The sequence below is a fragment of the Vibrio sp. 10N.239.312.D08 genome, from assembly GCF_041466145.1.
GTDB lineage: Bacteria > Pseudomonadota > Gammaproteobacteria > Enterobacterales > Vibrionaceae > Vibrio > Vibrio crassostreae_C.
This window is the reverse complement of record NZ_JBFSSD010000055.1, coordinates 1-19,768: the sequence shown is the minus strand read 5'-3', so window position 1 is coordinate 19,768 and position 19,768 is coordinate 1. Positions and strand designations below refer to the sequence as shown.

Annotated in this window: 18 protein-coding genes and 1 tRNA gene; 7 read left to right on the top strand and 12 right to left on the bottom strand. The window is 42.9% G+C overall.

From position 1 onward, the window contains the following. Positions 1 to 24 precede the first annotated feature (24 nt). The gene (gene smrA / locus AB6D58_RS21110) at positions 25 to 606 is read right to left on the bottom strand and encodes a DNA endonuclease SmrA (RefSeq protein ID WP_017062320.1); all 582 of its coding nucleotides are present in this window, start codon (positions 604 to 606) and stop codon (positions 25 to 27) included. Positions 607 to 776: 170 nt separating this feature from the next. Next, the gene (locus AB6D58_RS21105) at positions 777 to 917 is read right to left on the bottom strand and encodes a DUF3149 domain-containing protein (protein WP_017062321.1); all 141 of its coding nucleotides are present in this window, start codon (positions 915 to 917) and stop codon (positions 777 to 779) included. A 255-nt stretch (positions 918 to 1,172) separates the two neighbouring features. Between AB6D58_RS21105 and AB6D58_RS21100 the strand changes: the two genes are divergently transcribed. After that, positions 1,173 to 1,249 (top strand) — tRNA-Pro (locus AB6D58_RS21100). Between the two features lie 102 nt (positions 1,250 to 1,351). Here the strand turns inward: AB6D58_RS21100 and AB6D58_RS21095 are convergent. From AB6D58_RS21095 to AB6D58_RS21085, 3 genes are all read right to left on the bottom strand, one after another. Continuing rightward, positions 1,352 to 2,020, bottom strand: a complete 669-nt coding sequence (locus AB6D58_RS21095; RefSeq protein WP_102321508.1) for a LuxR C-terminal-related transcriptional regulator — start codon at positions 2,018 to 2,020, stop codon at positions 1,352 to 1,354. A gap of 494 nt (positions 2,021 to 2,514) precedes the next feature. Then, entirely contained in the window at positions 2,515 to 3,372 is an 858-nt protein-coding gene (locus AB6D58_RS21090) for a curlin (RefSeq protein ID WP_102321506.1), read from the bottom strand. 85 nt (positions 3,373 to 3,457) lie between these two features. Next, the gene (locus AB6D58_RS21085; RefSeq protein ID WP_372158371.1) at positions 3,458 to 4,072 is read right to left on the bottom strand and encodes a curlin subunit CsgB; all 615 of its coding nucleotides are present in this window, start codon (positions 4,070 to 4,072) and stop codon (positions 3,458 to 3,460) included. Positions 4,073 to 4,382: 310 nt separating this feature from the next. On the opposite strand from AB6D58_RS21085, the gene AB6D58_RS21080 reads away from it, so the two are divergent. Genes AB6D58_RS21080 through AB6D58_RS21070 form a run of 3 tightly spaced genes read left to right on the top strand, consistent with a single transcriptional unit; the run spans position 4,383 to position 6,133 of the window. Continuing rightward, on the top strand, positions 4,383 to 4,859 hold the full coding sequence (locus AB6D58_RS21080; protein WP_017064155.1) for a curli production assembly/transport protein CsgE: 477 nt from the start codon (positions 4,383 to 4,385) through the stop codon (positions 4,857 to 4,859). 10 nt (positions 4,860 to 4,869) lie between these two features. Continuing rightward, the gene (locus tag AB6D58_RS21075; protein WP_102333662.1) at positions 4,870 to 5,280 is read left to right on the top strand and encodes a curli assembly protein CsgF; all 411 of its coding nucleotides are present in this window, start codon (positions 4,870 to 4,872) and stop codon (positions 5,278 to 5,280) included. Between the two features lie 16 nt (positions 5,281 to 5,296). Continuing rightward, complete coding sequence (locus tag AB6D58_RS21070) at positions 5,297 to 6,133, top strand: CsgG/HfaB family protein (RefSeq protein WP_372158368.1); 837 nt, start codon at positions 5,297 to 5,299, stop codon at positions 6,131 to 6,133. Positions 6,134 to 6,217: 84 nt separating this feature from the next. On the opposite strand, the gene AB6D58_RS21065 is transcribed toward AB6D58_RS21070, so the two are convergent. Continuing rightward, positions 6,218 to 6,640 (bottom strand): hypothetical protein, encoded by a 423-nt coding sequence (locus AB6D58_RS21065; protein WP_102321503.1) that lies wholly within the window; start codon positions 6,638 to 6,640, stop codon positions 6,218 to 6,220. A 131-nt stretch (positions 6,641 to 6,771) separates the two neighbouring features. Continuing rightward, complete coding sequence (locus AB6D58_RS21060; RefSeq protein ID WP_102321502.1) at positions 6,772 to 7,650, bottom strand: TraB/GumN family protein; 879 nt, start codon at positions 7,648 to 7,650, stop codon at positions 6,772 to 6,774. Between the two features lie 404 nt (positions 7,651 to 8,054). On the opposite strand from AB6D58_RS21060, the gene AB6D58_RS21055 reads away from it, so the two are divergent. Beyond that, entirely contained in the window at positions 8,055 to 10,706 is a 2,652-nt protein-coding gene (locus tag AB6D58_RS21055) for a beta-N-acetylhexosaminidase (protein WP_102321501.1), read from the top strand. A gap of 533 nt (positions 10,707 to 11,239) precedes the next feature. Further along, positions 11,240 to 11,932, top strand: a complete 693-nt coding sequence (locus AB6D58_RS21050; RefSeq protein ID WP_017064150.1) for an oligogalacturonate-specific porin KdgM family protein — start codon at positions 11,240 to 11,242, stop codon at positions 11,930 to 11,932. A 261-nt stretch (positions 11,933 to 12,193) separates the two neighbouring features. Here AB6D58_RS21050 and AB6D58_RS21045 read toward each other — a convergent pair whose 3' ends face one another. Both AB6D58_RS21045 and AB6D58_RS21040 read right to left on the bottom strand, forming a co-directional pair. Further along, positions 12,194 to 12,634 (bottom strand): DUF411 domain-containing protein, encoded by a 441-nt coding sequence (locus AB6D58_RS21045; RefSeq protein WP_017064149.1) that lies wholly within the window; start codon positions 12,632 to 12,634, stop codon positions 12,194 to 12,196. After that, positions 12,624 to 15,407, bottom strand: coding sequence for a copper-translocating P-type ATPase (locus tag AB6D58_RS21040; protein WP_372158366.1), 2,784 nt, complete (start codon positions 15,405 to 15,407; stop codon positions 12,624 to 12,626). The genes AB6D58_RS21045 and AB6D58_RS21040 overlap by 11 nt, the downstream gene beginning before the upstream one ends. 330 nt (positions 15,408 to 15,737) lie before the next feature. On the opposite strand from AB6D58_RS21040, the gene gltX reads away from it, so the two are divergent. After that, the gene (gltX, locus tag AB6D58_RS21035) at positions 15,738 to 17,165 is read left to right on the top strand and encodes a glutamate--tRNA ligase (protein WP_017064147.1); all 1,428 of its coding nucleotides are present in this window, start codon (positions 15,738 to 15,740) and stop codon (positions 17,163 to 17,165) included. A gap of 125 nt (positions 17,166 to 17,290) precedes the next feature. On the opposite strand, the gene AB6D58_RS21030 is transcribed toward gltX, so the two are convergent. The 3 genes from AB6D58_RS21030 to AB6D58_RS21020 form a co-directional block, all read right to left on the bottom strand. Then, positions 17,291 to 17,824, bottom strand: coding sequence for an isochorismatase family cysteine hydrolase (locus AB6D58_RS21030; RefSeq protein ID WP_240698162.1), 534 nt, complete (start codon positions 17,822 to 17,824; stop codon positions 17,291 to 17,293). Between the two features lie 46 nt (positions 17,825 to 17,870). Then, on the bottom strand, positions 17,871 to 19,268 hold the full coding sequence (locus AB6D58_RS21025) for an FUSC family protein (RefSeq protein WP_372158364.1): 1,398 nt from the start codon (positions 19,266 to 19,268) through the stop codon (positions 17,871 to 17,873). A 269-nt stretch (positions 19,269 to 19,537) separates the two neighbouring features. Next, positions 19,538 to 19,768, bottom strand: a 231-nt coding sequence (locus AB6D58_RS21020) for a transposase (RefSeq protein ID WP_136982389.1), incomplete at its 5' end; no start/stop codon positions are given.

The following is a 19,768-nucleotide window of genomic DNA, read 5'->3' as shown; positions in this document are numbered from 1 at the left end:
AGTGTACTTATCTGTTTCAACCAGTTAACTGGTGCGTTTTTGATGGCGCTCTCTGTTCTCTAGCTTTTTCTCATTACTCTTTCTGAGCATTACGTAGACTGCGCCCGTACCACCATGAAATTGCTGAGCAGAATGAACACATTGAACGTCGTTGATTTGTGTTAGCCAATTTGCCACGTAGCTTTTCATCATTGCAGGTGGATTCGAACGCTCACCCTTACCATGAACAATGATGACGGTACGAACATCCATTCTTAAACACTGACGCAAAAATGAAAGCACTTCGTTACGTGCGTCTTTCAGTGTTTTCCTATGAAGGTCGAGCTTGGCTTGAATAGGGTATTTTCCTAGGCGCAGCTTTTTGTATACGCCTTCTTGTACACCGTCTTTTTTATAAGCAACAACATCGTCTGGCTTGATCATTGGCGAATAGTCTAATGATAAGTAGTCTTTCTCGTCGTCAGACAGCCACATAGCGGCTTCACGCTTAGCAAGGTGAGATTCGGTGACTCGGTGTACTTTCTGGTGTTCAGCGGTGTCATGGTCGATACGTTTAACATCGCCCATCATTTCTTGGAATAGATCTAAGTCATCATCATGAGACATAGTGTGTATCTCAAGTTGGAGAAGGATAGGGTAAGTATACCTAAGTTGAGGTTAGGTTTAAAAATGAAAAAACCGGAGAAGACAATAAGTCTGCTCCGGTGCAAAGCGTTTTGACATTTACTTATAAAGTAAAAGAATACTTAAAAGTAAATGATTTAGGCAGAGCGATTCTAGTGAGGAGATTTTTCAGTCATAACTTTGTATATGAAGAAGCCTCCATAAAACATCATGAGACCCAGAGCCCCGAAGATTACTATCATTGAAGATAGTCCCACCGCATTACCAAATAGGAGATCTAGCCAAAAGTCCATGTGTATACCTCAAAGTTATATGACATGGCTTAGTGTATTAACAAGCATTATCAATTCACTGATCTGGATCAATCCTGTTTCATAAGTTAAATACTTGTTGGTAACTGTGTGTTTTTCGTCACACCATGCTCGTTGTTGTATGTCTTTTGTTCGAACGATTCAAAATCGCAATAAATATGAGAAAAAGCCCTTGCGGATAAATTCAGAACCCGTATTATACGCTCCATCGACAGGCAATGAGCCAGTTAGATATCTCGGTGAATAGCGCAGCTTGGTAGCGCATCTGGTTTGGGACCAGAGGGTCGGGGGTTCGAATCCCTCTTCACCGACCACATTAGAAAAAGCCGTAGCAGAAATGCTACGGCTTTTTTGTATTTGGGATTTCTACATTCTAACTGCATTGACTGTTTATGGTTGAGGGCAGAGAGTTAGGTCTATTGGACAAACTCATTTGTCGCAACGTTGTTCTTAACCCAGATCAAAGCTTGTAAGCGATTCTTCACCTTGATTTTTTTAAACGTGTTGTGAAGGTGTGCTTTGACCGTATTCTCACTGACATAGAGGGTATCTGCTATCTGAGTGTTAGATGCTCCATCACCGAGTAACTTAATGATCTGCTGCTCGCGTTTGGTCAGCTTGAGGTAATAAGGACTGGTTTTCGCGCACTGCCTCTCTCTGTAGAAGCTAATGTACTGGTAAATGAGCTTTCTACTCATCCACATCTCGCCTTGCAAAATGCAGTTAAAGCCGGCCACGAGCTTTTCAAGCGTGTCCGACGTATAAAAAATGCCGACAAGATACTGCCATTTAAGCATTTCAGAGTGCGGGAAATCGCCTGGTGTATTGAGTAGCACTTCATGGACATCACTTGCTACGTCATCTCTGAGCTCCTGGTATTTCTCAATGTATTGCTTACTCATTGTCGGGAAATCAATAATAATCAGAACTAAGTCATCGTTTTTTAGGGATTTAGCACTGAGCCTTTCCGGTGATATGAGTTTTATGTTCAGGTTAACTTTCTGTTCTATAGACTCTTTTAGTAGTATCGATTGTAAATTGTTCTCCGCAAGTAAAATGGTGTTATGAGCCTCCAGTTTAGCCATGTGGAACTCCTTTTCTTAACTCATTACTTGAACTTTAGGTGTTTTAGTTTAAAGCACGTATTGTTATTTTGCTAATTTTTAAAGCTAATTATTCATCAAATTTATGAAATTAATTTAATAGTATTGTCGAAGGTAAAATAATACTTAAGTAGAAAGAGGGAATTACCGAGATTTATGGTTTTATTTTATTGATTGTACAGTCTTTATGAATTTTCCAGATCCCCTTGTTTGGGTGAAGTTTTATAGTGGCAGGAAACTGATTTATATTAATAATCAACGTTGTAATACCACTATTCGTATTCTGGTTGAAATTAGAGTTGGTGTTCGTACTCAACGTTAATGAAGATGCCACACTGTTATTTATGGTCAGAATAAGACTTTTATTTTTTATCAGGCACTGTACTGAATTTAAATCAGAAGAAAATCCATTAAAATGGAAAGAAATAAATAAAACGGCGATCAACGCCGTTTTAATATATGCACTCTTTATCATATTAATTCTGATAAATTATACCGACATTACCAATTGCGCCATTACCTGAAACGAGAGCAGTATCATAAGAGGTTTGTTCAATCATAAATTGGTTTGAACTGCTGTTTGTTAAGCTAACAATGGCATCTGAATGAGATCCTGTTTGTAACGTGAATACTCGGTTATCGCTACTGCTCACGAGATCGATATCGACATAGTTATCGTCGCCACCACCAACATCGGTGTTGACTATCGTTTGAACATAGTTATTATCGCCGCTGATATCGATGTCTACATCATTATTATCAACACTCGCGTTACTAAACTCGGTATAGGTTGTATTGGAGTTACCAGAGACATTCACATCAGCTTCATTGTAGTCAGCACCACCTAGAGCATTGACGACAGAGATGTTCTCGTTACCCACTTGTGTAACTCGTAAATCATTGCTTCGACCATAAGGTTGAACTGTAATTTGGGCTTGGTTACTAACACCATCTTGATCAACCCAGGCGTTGTTGTTTACATAGCGTAACTTAACGTGAGCTTCATTGAGATTGCCATCTTGTTGAACCACTACGTCAGAGTTATAGCTAGCATGTGTGTCAACTAGTGCAACATGCCCATCAGTAACACCAGACGTGTTCTGGTTAATGGTGACATTGGCATTATCGCCACTACCCATTTGCCAAACGGCAGTATTATCCATCGCTAAAGGTTGAATACCGGCTACTGTCGATGATATGCCAAGATCGGTTGTTCCTTCTATTGTCCCCAACGCTGGCTCAGAGGCTGGAAAAGGAGCAGGTAAATTATCTGCGTATGCTGCATTAAAGCTCAGAATAGCACCGACTATAATTCCAATTTGTGTAACTTTCATAAGTTGTATCCTTATACATTTCCATGTCGACTATGTTGTTACTTCATCGAGAAGCAACGGTGAATCAAGCTTTCCATACTGCGCGCTAATTGGCTTGATTGATGTGAATTCTCATTGAGCTAGACGCTTTCACTAAAGCAAAGTCGTTGCCGTCTTGAGAAATTCCTAAATTACTTCTTCCAGAACCAACCAAATAAGCAGTATTGCCATTGCCTTTTTGGTCAATGCTCAGCTGACTACTCTGTCTTGAGAAGTTAGCTTGTCCGATAACTGCTAAATTGTTATTCCCGTCTTGTGAAATAAGCGCTTCAGAATTTACTCCGAGTTGCCCAATTGCGGCATCGTTATTTGAACCATTCTGGTCTATTAAGGCGGTATTATTGCGCCCTGTTTGACCAATGTATGCGGAGTTAGAACTTCCGCTTTGCGTTATCTTCGCTCTGTTGTTCGCGGTAATACCAGGAGTGCGTTGCTTTATTATTGCTATTGAATTAGTAGCATTAGATATATTTAATTCTGAATAATTATCTAAATCTCCAGAAGAGAAGCTTTCTAAATAATTATAATCATTGACTATATCTTGATTAACATTATGTAAAAAATCCCCTTCTATATCTGACGCGATAGCATTATTAAAACCTCCTGATAAAAAATATAAACAAGTTAAGCTGATAAGTGATGCTTTCCCAATTACCATCATCTTTACCTTAAAGTGTTCGTGATTATGATCCCTACGAAAATAAACTGCGTAGGGAATGAGTGAACCTTTGTCTTATCGAAATCCTAGGCCTTGAGTTTACGAACAGCTATAAACTTAAAGTTGAAAATATTTAGTTGTTCATATGAAATTTAATTAGTATTTGACCGAATCCTACCAACCTTAGTTAATCAATTCCCTTCAGTAATTAATTCGAAAGTTTATATATGCCACTGTAAGCATGAATTACGCTTTATTCAGTTTCAACGAATCACATTCTCATTTTGTAAATAGACTTTGAATGGGAGCACATATGAAAATCAAGCTGCTTACAATAACTCTGCTTTCCTTTGCTCTTCATGCAGAAGAAAAGAGTCATGGTCTTGAAAATGCTGCTCCTTTAGAAAATGGACAAAAACTTGAGGACTCGACAAATAATCTTAAGGAAAAATTCAATGACTTCAGTGAAGTCGATGGAATCATTGTGGACAGAACCATTACGCGGTTGGGAGAGGATTTCTATTTTTTCTTCTCGCAATCGCTCAATGATAGTTATCCCGACCTTAAGGAAAATTTGACGGTAAAAGAAAGGCCAACGGCGTTATCAGGAAGCATCATAGAGGTTCAACACTCTAGAAAACCGATCTTCCGTACGGCGTTGTCCCCTGGTCGTAGACAAGCGAAAGAACGCGCTGCCGATGCAACACGAGTGGTTGGGAATTACATCATCCGATGGCAAGCGGAACGGATCTTTCAGGACACTTACGATCTAGACCATGATGAATTTTAAGGAGCCAAGGATGTCGATATTTTTCAGAAAGGCCGCGCTCATTGCGCTGATAGTTTCGCCTTCGGTTTACTCAAGCGAATTAGTTTATACGCCCGTAAATCCAAGTTTTGGCGGAAACGCTTTAAACAGTTCTCACCTTTTTAATCACGCTAATGCTATCAATGATTATGAAGACCCAAGTGCAAGGGATATCTTTGATGAGCAAGAATCAGCCTTAGATCGTTTAGCGTCTAGTTTAGAGTCTCGTTTGATAAGCCAGTTGCTTGCTGATGTAGGTAACGGAAATACAGGGCAGTTAGAAACAGATGACTTTTTCCTCAATATTGTTGACGACTCCGGGACTTTGTTGGTTCAAATCGTCGATAAAGAGACTGGGGAATCGACAGAAATCAGTGTCTCTGGATTAAACCCCGACCTCTAATCACAAGGATTGTGTTATGAAATCGATCATTATCGTCTTCTTGACCTTTGTGTTGGGAGGGTGCACTTACTCTATGCAAATTCCAGAGACTTCTGAAACGCCAAAGTTGATGCCGAGAGGATCGACTTATACGGACCTGATCTCATTACCTCAGCCTCGCGGTAAAATACTTGTTTCGGTTTATGATTTTAGAGATCAAACGGGACAGTATAAACCTCAGCCAAACAGTAACTTTTCGACAGCGGTACCACAGGGTGGAACGTCTTTGCTGACCACGGCATTGATAGATTCCCAGTGGTTTGTTCCTCTAGAGCGTGAAGGGCTCCAGAACTTGTTGACGGAACGTAAGATCATTCGTGCTGCTCAGAAAAAAGACAAGGTAGTGAACAATCACGGAGCCGACTTAACATCGTTGAGCTCTGCGAATATCGTTATTGAAGGCGGTATTGTTGCTTATGACTCTAATATTGTTACAGGTGGGGCTGGTGCCAAGTATCTTGGGGTCGGTGGTTCAGGACAGTATAGAACCGATCAAGTGACGGTTAACTTAAGAGCCGTTGATGTAAGAACAGGGCAAGTTCTGTTGAGTGTGACTACGACAAAAACCATTTCATCACATGAGATAGGATTCGGCGCATTCAGGTTTGTTGACTACAAAGAACTATTAGAAGTTGAAATGGGCTACAGCCAAAATGAACCCGTTAATATCGCTGTGATGTCAGCGATTGATGCTGCAGTAATACATCTTATTGTAAAAGGCATGAAGCGTGGAATGTGGTCGCCGGGCGATCCTAATGCACTACAAAATCCAATTATTGCTCGTTATTCCGAAGAGAGCGCCGACATATTGTAAGCAACCGAGTAAGCAGCAAAATAGGGCTATGCGGAAAACGGACCTTTCCCTTAGCCCTGTTTTTTTCTTCAAGCAACTCAATGATCAATTCACATCGCACGTAATATCTTTTATCGGTGTTTCCGAGGTAACAAAACAAACATACGCTTCCGCTGGCTTATTCGGGCCTATTCGAATGTAACCTGCCTTTATTTCATCTTCATCAAACGTCACCGAGTGAGAGCTTCCCGTTTGGTTGTCGTAAAAGTTTGCTTCAAAATTGTTGTTCATTTGGCTTGCGATACGGTTTCGTGTTGTAGATGTTGTGAACGTAATATTGGCGCAGCGCATCGGTGGTTTCTCTGTAATGAGAAATTGCCCACTTTCTTTATCTAATACACCGCCTTTGGTATCCGGTTGTATGTCTATCGCCTGAAACTGTTCGATGGTGCATGTTTCTTTGGCTGAGGCTATTGAGGGCATCAGCATCGTGAGGGCTAAAGGGAAAGCAAAAAGTACTGGTTTCATTAGAACAACGCCATAGGTAAAAAGAGCGAAAGATAATAGCACTGCAATGGTGCTATTAAATGTAAAGATTCTGTTGTTAAGGAAATGCTTTTATAACGAAAACAAAATGAGGTTGAGCATCGTTAGCTTTTTTAGCTAGTCTCAAATTGACATTGGGCTGATTGGCTTTGTGATTGCTGAATGACACTGAAGCCTTTCTTTTCTAATAACTGTATAAGGTTACCTTCTCCAATTAGGTGCAAGGTACCAACTACTATCATGTAGTTCCCTTTAGTCTTAAGCTTCCAATCATTGGAGGATAGTTTGTTTGCCCAGTCTATGTTGCGATCGGTTAAGAATGCTTTCTCAAGTTCAGGCGACATCTCTGACAGTTCTGAGAAGGCTTCCAGCTTCGCTAAATCACCCGCTTTCCAGCTTTCAATGAGGCAATGTACAACACGGTCCGTTTGGTCAAATTCTTCTAGGCTACTGACTAACCATTCCTTACCGTCGTCCTTTTGTTTTGTCATCAGGTCTATTTGGAATTGCAGAGGCTCCAAACTGATAACCGGAACATCTTGGGTAGTCGCTTTGTTCGCTAGCGTCGCATCAACGCCGCTGGCGGAGCCATAACCAAGGTTTTTTAACTGCTGCATTTGTATGGAGAGAGAAGTTGCCCAAGGCGGTGAACTAAGCAGCTGTTGCGTCGGCATGCCCAATGATTTTGATATGTCGGTTAATAATTGCAGCTGTTCTGTATTGAGTACATCGGCAGTCGTTAGTTTGTTGCGGGGATATAAAACGCCATCAGACTTTCTGATATCCGTTTCGATAATTAAGCCATCACTGTTTTTTAGCGCGTCGGTGATCGCCGAAGGAAGGGGGTACATACTCTCGTCTCCAACGTGCACTGAACCTAAGATAGTGAGTGTCAGATCATCCTTTTGTGCTTGCCAATAAAGGGGCTCGGCGACCGCTTGCCTAGCTGAAAAAGCGAGAACGAATAAAACCATGTACCAGAGTGGACGCAAAGGGAGCTCCTTAAGGAAGTATTAAACTCGTTAAAATCGATTTTGACGGTGTTTTTTAACGGTTTTTTTTGAGAACAATGTCACGTTGTTTGTACGAAAAGTATAATAATACGCTGAAACTCTAAATCCTTTCTGACTACCAATGACACGATTTTATGAAATCGGTAAAAAAGATTGTGATTCATTTCTCAAATTTTACGTCAAAATTAAAATGACGGAAGTGCCGTTGCTTGTAACTTGATGATTTTATTTAAATTAAATTTATAAAAATTTTTGAGATTTGAAGCCGATCACTTTATTAGCTCGATTTAATTCACGGTAAAAAATAAGCCCATATAGTTTATCTAACTTTCGAAGCGCTCCATTTTGCTTCTTACTCAATTTTTAATTTATGGGTGAATACGATGTTGAAGAGAAACTTACTATCTGTAGCGGTATTGGCTGGCCTAACAGGTTGTGCAGTAACGCAAGCACCAGAACAAAAAGTAGTGAATGCACTGGCTGATAATCTTGATGTTCAGTACGAAATTCTAACTAATCATGGTGCGAATGAAGGCTTGGCTTGTCAGGACCTAGGTGCTGAATGGGCGTCATGTAATAAAGTGAACATGACGCTAACCAATGACGGTGAAGCGATTGACTCTAAAGATTGGAGCATCTACTTCCACAGTATTCGTCTTATTTTAGATGTTGATAATGAGCAATTTAAGATCACTCGCGTTACTGGTGACCTTCACAAGCTAGAACCTACTGAAAAATTTGACGGCTTTGCGGCTGGTGAAGAAGTGGTTCTTCCGTTAACGAGTGAATACTGGCAACTGTTTGAAACTGACTTTATGCCAGGTGCATTCGTGACGGCGCCAAACGCAGAACCTAAGATGATTGCATCATTGAATACAGAAGATGTTGCATCGTTCGTAACTGGTCTAAAGGGTAATAACCTTAAGCGTACGCCTGATGATAATAACGTAATGGCGACAGCGGTGACGCGTTTTGAAAAGAATGCTGATCTAGCAACGCAAGACGTATCAACTACTTTACTACCAACGCCAATGTCGGTAGAAGCCGGTGAAGGTTCAGTTAGCATTGCTGGTGGTATTGCCCTACCTAAAGACGCATTCGACGCTGAGCAATTCGCAGCAATTGAAGAACGTGCAGATGTGGTAAACGTAGATGTGAGTGGCGACCTACCTGTGAGTGTCGCTGTTGTTCCTACTCAGTTTACGGGTGATTTAGCGAAATCTGGCGCTTATGAACTAAGCATCTCGGAAGAGGGGATTGCAATTAAAGCGTTTGATAAAACGGGTGCTTTCTACGCAGTTCAGTCTATTTTTGGCCTAATAGATAGTCAGAACGCTGAATCATTACCACAACTGTCAATTAAAGATGCGCCGCGCTTTGATTATCGTGGTGTGATGGTGGACGTTGCTCGAAACTTCCACTCAAAAGATGCCATCCTAGCAACGCTAGATCAAATGGCGGCATACAAGATGAATAAACTGCACCTTCACCTAACGGATGATGAAGGTTGGCGTTTAGAAATTCCAGGTTTACCAGAGCTAACGGATGTAGGGTCTAATCGTTGTTTTGATTTGGATGAACAAAGCTGCTTACTGCCTCAGCTAGGTTCTGGTCCAACAACAGACAACTTTGGCTCTGGTTTCTTTAGTAAAGCGGATTACGTCGAGATCCTAAGCTACGCTAAAGCGCGCAGCATCGAAGTTATCCCTGAAATTGATATGCCAGCACACGCTCGTTCAGCTGTGGTATCAATGGAAGCGCGTTACACTCGTCTCATGGCGGAAGGCAAAGAAGCAGAAGCGAACGAATACCGCTTGATGGATCCGCAAGATACATCGAATGTAACCACGGTTCAGTTCTACGATAAGCAAAGCTTCATTAACCCATGTATGGAGTCATCAACTCACTTCGTCGATAAAGTAATCTCTGAAGTGGCGGCAATGCACCAAGAAGCGGGCGTACCGCTAACGACTTGGCACTTCGGCGGCGATGAAGCGAAAAACATCAAGTTAGGCGCAGGCTTACAAGATATTAATGCAGAAGATAAAGTGGCTTGGAAAGGCAACATCGATTTGTCTAAGCAAGATAAGCCGTTCCAACAATCACCACAATGTCAGTCATTGATCGCTGATGGTACTGTAAGCGATTTCGGTCATCTACCAAGCCACTTCGCAGAACAGGTTTCTAAGATTGTTGCTGAGAAGGGTATTCCCCACTTCCAAGCATGGCAAGATGGTCTGAAATACAGCGAAGGCGAGGAAGCATTTGCGACCGAAAGTACACGCGTGAACTTCTGGGACGTTCTTTACTGGGGCGGAACTTCATCAGTATACGATTGGTCAGCAAAAGGGTATGACGTGATTGTCTCTAACCCAGACTACGTATACATGGATATGCCATACGAAGTTGATGCAGCTGAGCGTGGTTACTACTGGGCAACACGTGCAACCGATACTCGTAAGATGTTTGGCTTCGCACCAGAAAACATGCCACAAAACGCAGAAACATCATTAGACCGTGATGGCAATGGTTTTACTGGTAAAGGTGAGGTTGAAGCGAAACCTTTCTACGGTCTGTCAGCTCAACTTTGGTCAGAAACAGTACGTACTGACGAGCAATATGAATACATGGTGTTCCCTCGCGTATTGGCAGCAGCAGAGCGCGCATGGCACCGAGCAGATTGGGAAAACGACTACAAGGTTGGTGTTGAATACTCTCAAGAAACTAACTTAGTGAATAAGCAAGCGTTGAACAGCGACTTTAATCGCTTCGCGAATATTCTTGGTCAACGTGAGCTAGCTAAGCTAGAAAAAGCGGGTATTGATTACCGACTACCAGTTCCAGGTGCGAAGGTTGTTGACGGTAAGCTAGCGATGAACGTTCAATTCCCAGGTGTAGAGCTGCAATACTCTGCTGATGGCGAAAACTGGCTAACATACGATGAGCAACAACGTCCATCAGTTTCTGGTGAGACTTACATCCGCTCTATTTCAGAAAGTGGTGAGAAAGTAAGTCGAGTGACCTCAGTTAAATAATCGATAAGCACTATTAGTAGAAGAGCTCCTGACCTTTATCTTATTCAAGATAAAACGGGAGCTCTTTTTGTTTACTGCGAATTAGGTGCATATCCAAAACTGAAACATATAGAAATCGCCTTTGGTAATATCATCAACAATGCACATAAGGTGACTTTAATCCCAAAAGTGACGCGCTTCTCATTATTCTCTTCAAAAAATAAACCCCCTGTAAAAAACTCTAAATCAGATGTGATTCAACTATCTAGATCTAATTTTTCTTCGTGAAATCACGTGATCCCGATCTGTATATTTTTCCATCTTAAGTTTTTTATCAATTTTTATGTTTTTAAGTTGTTGATTTTAAAGCTTTAAATAACTTGTCTTTTTTTGATAGTGAGAGGGATCACTCTGCTGTCCCTTTTATTTTTAAACGCGAATTAATTCGAGCAACATAGATTTCATGCCAGGGAGGCTACCAACTACTCAAGCGGTGAAGGTGAATGATGTACCGAAGATGTGCCGCTGAAAAAATTAAACTAAGGCAGTTTACTATGAAAAAAATTATCGCTCTAAGTGCTCTTTCTCTTGCTTTCGCTTCTAGTGCTTTTGCTGGTTCTTCTTACGTAACGGGTAACATCCAAATTCATGACGATGGCCGTATCCACGGTTCTGACATGACTTCTACGCTAGAAGCTGGTCACACGTTTGACAACTCTCTAGGCGGCTTCACGGTTTATTCTGAGTTTGATGGTATCCAACTGGGCAAACTTGAATCTGAAAATGGCGGCGCAGGTAATACTACTCCTGGTATCACTGTAGGTGGTGAGCAATCTTTCAATATCACTGACAACCTATGGGTTGCTGCTGGTTACCAACATCTATTCTCTGCGGGTGAAAGCATTCAGTTCCGTCCATTAGTTAAGATCGGTTACAACTTCGACAACGGTATCTCTATTAGCAACCGTACTCGTGCACACATTGATGATACTTCTGCTAACGCTGACACAGACTACCGCATGGATAACCGCATTGCTTACACAGTGAATGCTGACCTAGCGCTTAGCTACAACAACGTATACATGATTGATGCTGAAGCGATGGACCACGAGTTACGTGCAACATGGACTCGTCAAGGTGTTCAACCTTACTTTGAATTCCGTAGCCAAGCTAACGGCGTAGACTTCGCGAACGGCGATTCTAAGCAGAACAACGCATTCGTATTCGGTGCTTCTTACGGCTTCTAAGCTGATTCGCTTGGTTGCTTAGTCTATTAGATTATTAGCCGAGTGAGCTTCTTCGCTAAATAGCTTTTTGCTAAATAGCTTGCTAGCTAATTAGCGAGGGGAACATAGCGGTACTAACAGCCCGGTTGGTGCCGCGACAAGATTTGCTTTACTGTCCAAAAGCAAAGAGCCTAGCAAGTAAACCACAGTCTTGGGATTACTGAATGCTAGGCTCTATTTTTATGACTTCTTTTTATTGCTGTGTGTTGGTCTGTTTAGGTTCTATTTCCCGTTGTAGTGACGGTATTCAAACACCTGACCTTTTTCATTAAACGCATACACAGAATACTCGTCTTTCTTATCGCCATATTCCATGCCTGGCGAACCCATTGGCATACCCGGAACCGCTAAACCAATCGCATTACGTGGTGGGTTTTCTAGAAAGGCTTTAATGTCATCTGCTGGAATGTGTCCTTCAAATACGTATCCGTCGATCTCTGCAGTGTGGCAAGAGGCTAGCTCTTGTGTTATCCCTAGTTTCTGCTTGATTGGGTTCATATCATCGTGGAGCTTCTCAGTAACATCGAACCCAGCATCTCGCATATGTTCAGTCCATTCTGTGCAGCAGCCGCAGTATGGAGATTTGTGGTTTAGAACATCAGTAGCTAAAGCTTGTCCTGAGATTGCAGCGAGTGCAGTAAGAGTCATAATTTTACGAATCATGGTTAACCTCATGAATATGGTTTTTATTAATATTAGAATGAGTTGGTTTGAACAATCTCAGCCTGTTAGCATTGCTTACTACAGTAATTGACGACATCGCCATCGCTGCCCCTGCAACTACTGGACTAAGCAGAAATCCGAAAAATGGGTAAAGCACACCGGCCGCGATAGGAATACCAAGCGAGTTGTAGATGAAGGCACCAAATAGGTTTTGCTTCATATTTCTCACGGTCGCTTGAGATAGCTCGATCGCGTTGCTTACTGATAATGGCGATGAGTTGAGTAGCGTCATTTGCGCACTTTCAATCGCGACATCACTGCCACTGCCCATTGCTATGCCTATATCTGCTTGAGCAAGTGCAGGCGCGTCGTTAATACCGTCTCCGACCATGGCAACACTCTTATATTGCTGTTGCAGCTGAACAATGTGTTGAGCTTTCTGCTCTGGAAGCACTTCTGAAATCACTTCGTCGATACCGACGTTTTTACCTATCGCTTGAGCTACAGAGTCGTTGTCGCCCGTTAATAGCACAGTGTGAATTCCGGCGGATTTTAGTTGAGCTATCGCCTGTTTGCTATCTATTTTTAACGCGTCTGAAATGCCCAATATGCCTTCCAGTTTTTGGTCAATCGCAATGAAAATAGGCGTCCATGCTTGTGTACGGCAAAGTTCGATAAAGTCACGGCCTATTTGAGTATCAATACCAAGTTGGGTTAGGTATTTAAGAGAGCCGACTTGGACGTGTTTTCCGTTAATGTTGGCTTGTACTCCAAGGCCTCGGCGGTTTTCAAAGTCGCTGTGTGGGAGTGCTGAAACTTCTAGGTTTTCGGCATATTGGCAAACGGCTTTGGCGAGTGGGTGCTCAGATCCTACTTCCACGGAATAAGCGTAAGCCAGTAATTCCCGTTCCGTTAGATTAGGGTAAAAGGCCTGTTGAACGCTTGGTTTACCTTGGGTTAGGGTACCCGTTTTATCAAATACCACAGCATCGATTTTGCTTGCAGATTGCAACACATCGGCATCTTTGATCAGAACGCCAAACTCAGCGGCTTTGCCAACGCCGACAGTAATTGAAAGTGGTGTCGCAAGGCCTAAGGCACATGGACAAGCGATGATCAGCACGGTAGTCGATACCACAAGCATGTAGCTTGCACTGGGTTGTGGGCCAACAAAAAACCAAACTAGGGCGGCAAAAACTGCGATCGCAACCACAACTGGAACGAAAACGGCAGAGATAGAGTCGGCAAGCTTAGCAATCGCAGGCTTGCTGCTTTGCGCTTGGCGAACCATTTGAATGATCCGAGCCAGCATAGTGCTTGAGCCAATTCCCGTCGCTTCAATGATCAGGCTGCCATCACCATTAATGGTTCCAGCTGAAACGCCATCATTAATCGATTTAACGTTGGGCAGTGGTTCGCCAGTCAGCATCGATTCATCGATATAAGATTCACCCGAAATCACGACACCATCGACAGGGACTTTTTCTCCCGGCTTTACTCGAACTTGCATGCCAACTTGGATGGCCTCTACGGCGATGGTTTGCTCTTTACCATCGACGATAACCACCGCTTTTTGAGGCTGTAAGTTTATCAGCGCCTGTAAAGACTTAGTGGTGCGTGCTTTGGCTTTGGCTTCAATGTAGTGACCTGAAGAAATAAGGCCAACGATCATCGCACTCGCCTCAAAGTAGACATGGCGAGAGGCCTCAGGGAACCATGACGGAATCAACACAACTAGCATGGAGTAGAACCATGCTGCGCCTGTACCCAAAGCAACTAACGTATCCATGGTCGCGCGCTTGTGCATCAGTGATTGCCAAGCATTGGTGAAGAAGCTACGACCTGAAGTGGCTAGCAGTACCAAACAGACGACACCGATTAAGCCCCAAGCCAATTGGTCGTTAAATGTAGCAATAGTCATGCTGCCACCAAACAGACCCCACGCCATCAGCGGAGCACCGATAAGCAGCGCGCTTACCGAATTTTTTAGGAAAGCTTTTTGGGTACGAAGTTGTTGTTCTTGCTGTTTTTGTTGTTGAGTCGCCGCGTCATCAACGAACTCTGCACCATAACCTGCGGTTTTTACGGATTCTATTAGCGCGCTTTCGATGACGTCTCGTGTTTTGGAGGTGAAAACCAAGGCAGTTTGTTCTGCGAGATTGATCTGAGCTTGGTCGACGAACTCATTCTTTTTCAGTGCTTTCTCTACCGAAGAAACACAACTCGCACACGTCATTCCCTCAAGAACAAGGTGATAGGTATATTGGCTAGCAGCAGGTTTATCTTGTGTCGGCTCCACTGGCGCTGTTTTTTTATCGTATTCTGAATCTGAATTAGATAAAGGCTCATTAACTTCTGAGTAGGGAGCTGCGTGGTAACCCAGGCTTTCGACCAGCTTAATCACCTCAGACTCAGAAAGCAGAGTAACCAGTGATAATTCCTGTTTGCTGACTTCTAGGTTTAAGGCTTGCTCAGTTTGTTCAAGCGCTTTAGTCAGTTTGCTCACACACTTGCCGCAACTCAGACCGGATAGCGAAAGGTGCAGCTGATTACCCATAGAATAGCCAAGCGTTGCTAACTGTTCGTTGAGCTGAATGTAACTAAATGGAGTCGAAATATCGATGTAGGTCGGCGATATGTCATTAATCATCGTGCTGTCGAGATCGCTAAACAGTGTGCGAACTTTCTTCGCGCAACCCATGCAATTTAGGCCGTTGAGCGCCGTTGTGTAGTAGTTCATATCGATACTCCAATTCTCATCTACGCCTAACATAAACCTTCCCGTAAGGGTAAGGTCAAACATAAATTCAAGAATTTGATCTTGGTGGAGTGCTAGCTGGTGGTTTCAGTTTGGAATGGAAGAGGGAAATTAAGAATGTGCGGCTATAATCTACTTGCTAAGACTATCTATTTACGACTTTAAGGGCGTAATTGGCCTTTCAATAACGGCTTTCGTACAACAACAGCGCATTAATCATTCACTACTGATTGTAGATTTAAGCGGTGGTGATAAAATAGCGCCCAAAATTTAGTGATGTTTGACTATTGCAGGCCTTGTAATGGCGAGCACTAAAAGAATCACCTACATAATCAAGGTATTTAAATGACGGTTAAAACTCGTTTTGCTCCTAGCCCAACTGGCTATCTTCACGTTGGTGGTGCACGTACTGCACTTTACTCTTGGCTATTCGCTAAAAACCAAGGCGGTGAATTCGTTCTACGTATCGAAGACACGGACCTTGAGCGTAACTCTCAAGAAGCGGTTGATGCAATTCTAGAAGGCATGCAATGGATGGGTATGGAATGGGACGAAGGTCCTTACTACCAATCTAAGCGTTTTGACCGTTACAACGAAATGGTTGATAAGCTACTTGCTGAAGACAAAGCATTCAAATGCTACGCGTCTAAAGAGCTGCTTGATGAAATTCGTGCAGAGCAAGAAGAAAACAAAGAGATGGCTCGCTACGATGCTAACCACCCTAAAATTGTTGCAGCAAACGAAGCAGCAAAAGAAGGCGATGCGTGCGTTATCCGTTTCCGTAACCCTAAAGAAGGCAGCGTAGTATTTGATGACCAAATCCGTGGTCGCATTGAAATCGCAAACAGCCAACTTGATGACCTGATCATTCGTCGTACAGACGGTGCACCAACTTACAACTTCGTAGTAGTAGTGGATGACTGGGACATGGGTATCACACACGTTGTTCGTGGTGAAGACCACATCAACAACACACCTCGTCAAATCAACATCTATGAAGCACTAGGCGCGCCAGTTCCAACGTTCGCTCACTGTGCAATGATTCTTGGTGATGACGGTGCGAAACTTTCTAAGCGTCACGGTGCTGTTTCTGTAATGCAATACCGCGATGAAGGTTACCTACCAAATGCATTAAACAACTATCTAGTTCGTTTAGGCTGGTCTCACGGTGACCAAGAGATCTTCTCTCAAGAAGAGATGATTGAATTCTTCAGCCTGAAGGCTATCAGCAAGTCTGCTTCTGCATTCAACACTGATAAGCTACTTTGGTTGAACAACCACTACATCAAGACTTCTGAGCCTGAGTACGTTGCTAAATACCTGCAATGGCACCTAGACGCACAGAAGATCGATACAACAAATGGCCCAGCTATCACTGAAGTGATCAAGCTAGTTGGCGAGCGTTGTAACACGCTTATCGAACTTGCTGAGCAATCTCGTTACTTCTACGAAGATTTCTCTGAGTTTGAAGCTGGTGCAGCGAAGAAGCACCTACGTGGTGTTGCTAAAGGCCCACTAGAGCTTGCTCTTGCTAAGGTTGAAGCACTTGAAGATTTCACTACTGCAAACATCAAAGATGGTGTAATTGCAGCTGTATGTGAAGAGCTAGAGATCGGCATGGGTAAAATCGGTATGCCACTTCGCGTAGCAGTAACAGGCGGCGGTCAGTCTCCTTCTGTTGATGCAGTGATGGAGCTTGTTGGTAAAGAGCGCGTAATCGCTCGCATCAAGATGGCTCTTGAGTTCATTGCTGAGCGTGAAGCTAACGCTTAATCCTATTTCTCTTGTTTGAGATAGAATGTACTTGAGATAGAACGATCATCAGCCGACAGCTTAATTCGCTGTCGGCTTTTTATTGTTTAATGAAAATACGGTCAACGTATTTTAGGACGAGACAGTTATAGCAAGTCTTGAGCTTTTGCTAAAACACTGAGTTTTGGGAATATATTTTGGCAGCTGTGCTGGTGGTTCATCGGGTTCATATCTGCAATCGCATCTTCGACAATCACCACGTTATAACCCAGTTCAAATGCTTGTCTAGCTGTTGATTCGACCCCAATACTTGTTGCTACCCCGGTCAGATAAATATCCGTAATACCTTGCTCACAAAGCTGCTTCTGCAAATCTGTGTTGGTAAATGCACCCCAGGAATATTTGGTTAGATAGCGATAATTAGGGTTTAGGCGCAGGCTTTCGATGACCTCTCCCCATACGATCTTTGATGCGTCAGGCTGAGCCGCTTTATTTTGCAGTTCCGTTCGGCCTTGTGGACGACCGGCTACATTAACAATAATTACGGGTAAATCAGCATCATCAAATGCATCGCAGAGAGCAAGGCTATTCTCTATGATCGGTCGGGACACGGTTTCCGGTAATTGATCAACGATACCTTGTTGCAGGTCGATAACGACAAGCGCAGAGCATTTACTCATTTTCATTACTTTATGCCTTAGTGGTCTTTGTGTGAGGTTATAGTGGTTAACTTTTACGGTGTATTAAGCGGGTGTAAAAGCGGATGAAAGCCAGTGCAACCATCATATAAATGAGTAGGTTCAAAGGGGTAGTGACGTCATAAACAGGCACAAGTTGCGTTGCGCTCATGGTAATCATTACTAATAGGTTGCCCCCGAGAACTCGATAGACCATCCACTGATTACCAGCGAACAGGCGATACACCGTAAAGACATTAACAAAGTAAAATGCCATTAATTGCCATACTTCGGTCATCGAAGGTAACAGCAGAACATACTGAATGAGGAACAGTGACCCAAAGGCTAAGTAGCCAATGGTCCAGTGCTTTATCATTTGCCTAGGCATGTTGCTTAATATCAAGGCGCAAATGGCACTGTTAATGATGAACAGACTTCCCGATGATATTGGTAGATATATCCAGACTAGAATTGCTGAGATGAAGCTCATTGTGCCGACTAACGTATTGCTTAATCGTTGCTGGCTGTTGTCAAGTAATCGGGCAAATAAGCGCTTTTTCTTAAAGTTACCCTGGTAGAATTGTTTGACTGTCTCTGGAAAAGGGGGCTTGTAATCGACATTAACCGATGATGCTTCAATAAAAGCCATAGCCTGGTTAAGTATCGAAAAATCATTGTGATCAACCCCTTGATCATGGGCGTTTTGCAGTAACTGTTTGGCAACCCAGATTGCTTGAGTTTGCTGTTGATGCTTCCACTGCTTTCTGGCAGGCATACGGCCATGCAAATCGGGCAGGCGCATCAGATCGTTCAGCGCTTTGAAGGTCGGGCTTTCAATATTTAACTCGCAGCTCGTGTGTAACTGGAAACGCTGCGCTGAGTCATTGTAAGCGAGTGAATGAATGAGGGGAGACATCGCCTCTAAAACAACACTGACTTCGTTGTTAAAGCGTGTGTCATCATCCTCAGGCCAAACCACGCTATAGATGGTCGTATAGACCACGAAGCCAAGCAGGGTTTCTTGCAGCCTTAGTACCGCAATATTAAATGTAGCTACACCATCAAAGCTGCCAGATATCGCCAGCAGGATGCAGACAATAAATGCCGTAATGTAAGCATAGCCGATGACCGGATCGGAACCCATGTATATACAAATTGCGAGTAACAGTGCGATGGTTGCTAAAAAATAATATCGATCTTGCCCAAAAACAGCGATTAACCAAAGCCCGACAAACGCGCCACAAAGCGTCCCCAACAATCTGAGAATGCCTTTTTTCTTGCCAGCAGTAATAGTATCAGTGATGGCCAATATATTGACCACGATAGCCGCCCAGTAAGGCTTCTCAAGGTTAAAATACAACGCAAGGTAGATAGCTAAACAAAATGCTAGGGCAACCTTTATGGCATTCTTGGCTGGAGTGCTCAGTGACTTTATAATGAGTAGCATAGTGGGGTTTAGCGGCAGAGGGATCGAATACGAGGATATTGCCTGATCTTTTGGTCAGCCTAAACTCTAGTTTGAAGGCCTTGATCCATCAAATATAGCAACTCTATTGCATCGTTTAACATTCAGGGGAAGGGGGGCGATCAGTCACTCTACTTATACGATATTGTTCGATGCTGATAATGATCGATAGATCTTCTAATAGTTAATAGCGATAGAACATCAGGTTTATCGTTCTTCTAAGCTGGCTAGTTGTTCCGATTATTTTAGGTTCATCGCGGCTTTCCGGGGAAAGCCGCTTTTATCTTCAAGAAGAAGTAGTCGGTATCTCGATACCCATACCCCATTCGCTTGATTAGCTTTATCTTGTTGTTTATCCCTTCTAGGGTGCAGGTGTTTAGCGGATAACTTGCCGATGCGATAATACCGTGAAGATAAGGACTCAGTTTTCGTGCGAACTCTTTCAATGGCTTAATTCCACTCTCTTGTACTTGTGCCCACCA

Bases quoted from the DNA above. Each gene is read 5' to 3' on its own strand.
- smrA (WP_017062320.1), bottom strand. From the start codon at position 606: ATGTCTCATGATGATGACTTAGATCTATTCCAAGAAATGATGGGCGAT.
- AB6D58_RS21105 (WP_017062321.1), bottom strand. From the start codon at position 917: ATGGACTTTTGGCTAGATCTCCTATTTGGTAATGCGGTGGGACTATCT.
- AB6D58_RS21095 (WP_102321508.1), bottom strand. From the start codon at position 2,020: ATGGCTAAACTGGAGGCTCATAACACCATTTTACTTGCGGAGAACAAT.
- AB6D58_RS21090 (WP_102321506.1), bottom strand. From the start codon at position 3,372: ATGAAAGTTACACAAATTGGAATTATAGTCGGTGCTATTCTGAGCTTT.
- AB6D58_RS21085 (WP_372158371.1), bottom strand. From the start codon at position 4,072: ATGATGGTAATTGGGAAAGCATCACTTATCAGCTTAACTTGTTTATAT.
- AB6D58_RS21080 (WP_017064155.1), top strand. From the start codon at position 4,383: ATGAAAATCAAGCTGCTTACAATAACTCTGCTTTCCTTTGCTCTTCAT.
- AB6D58_RS21075 (WP_102333662.1), top strand. From the start codon at position 4,870: ATGTCGATATTTTTCAGAAAGGCCGCGCTCATTGCGCTGATAGTTTCG.
- AB6D58_RS21070 (WP_372158368.1), top strand. From the start codon at position 5,297: ATGAAATCGATCATTATCGTCTTCTTGACCTTTGTGTTGGGAGGGTGC.
- AB6D58_RS21065 (WP_102321503.1), bottom strand. From the start codon at position 6,640: ATGAAACCAGTACTTTTTGCTTTCCCTTTAGCCCTCACGATGCTGATG.
- AB6D58_RS21055 (WP_102321501.1), top strand. From the start codon at position 8,055: ATGTTGAAGAGAAACTTACTATCTGTAGCGGTATTGGCTGGCCTAACA.
- AB6D58_RS21050 (WP_017064150.1), top strand. From the start codon at position 11,240: ATGAAAAAAATTATCGCTCTAAGTGCTCTTTCTCTTGCTTTCGCTTCT.
- AB6D58_RS21045 (WP_017064149.1), bottom strand. From the start codon at position 12,634: ATGATTCGTAAAATTATGACTCTTACTGCACTCGCTGCAATCTCAGGA.
- AB6D58_RS21040 (WP_372158366.1), bottom strand. From the start codon at position 15,407: ATGTTAGGCGTAGATGAGAATTGGAGTATCGATATGAACTACTACACA.
- gltX (WP_017064147.1), top strand. From the start codon at position 15,738: ATGACGGTTAAAACTCGTTTTGCTCCTAGCCCAACTGGCTATCTTCAC.
- AB6D58_RS21030 (WP_240698162.1), bottom strand. From the start codon at position 17,824: ATGAGTAAATGCTCTGCGCTTGTCGTTATCGACCTGCAACAAGGTATC.
- AB6D58_RS21025 (WP_372158364.1), bottom strand. From the start codon at position 19,268: ATGCTACTCATTATAAAGTCACTGAGCACTCCAGCCAAGAATGCCATA.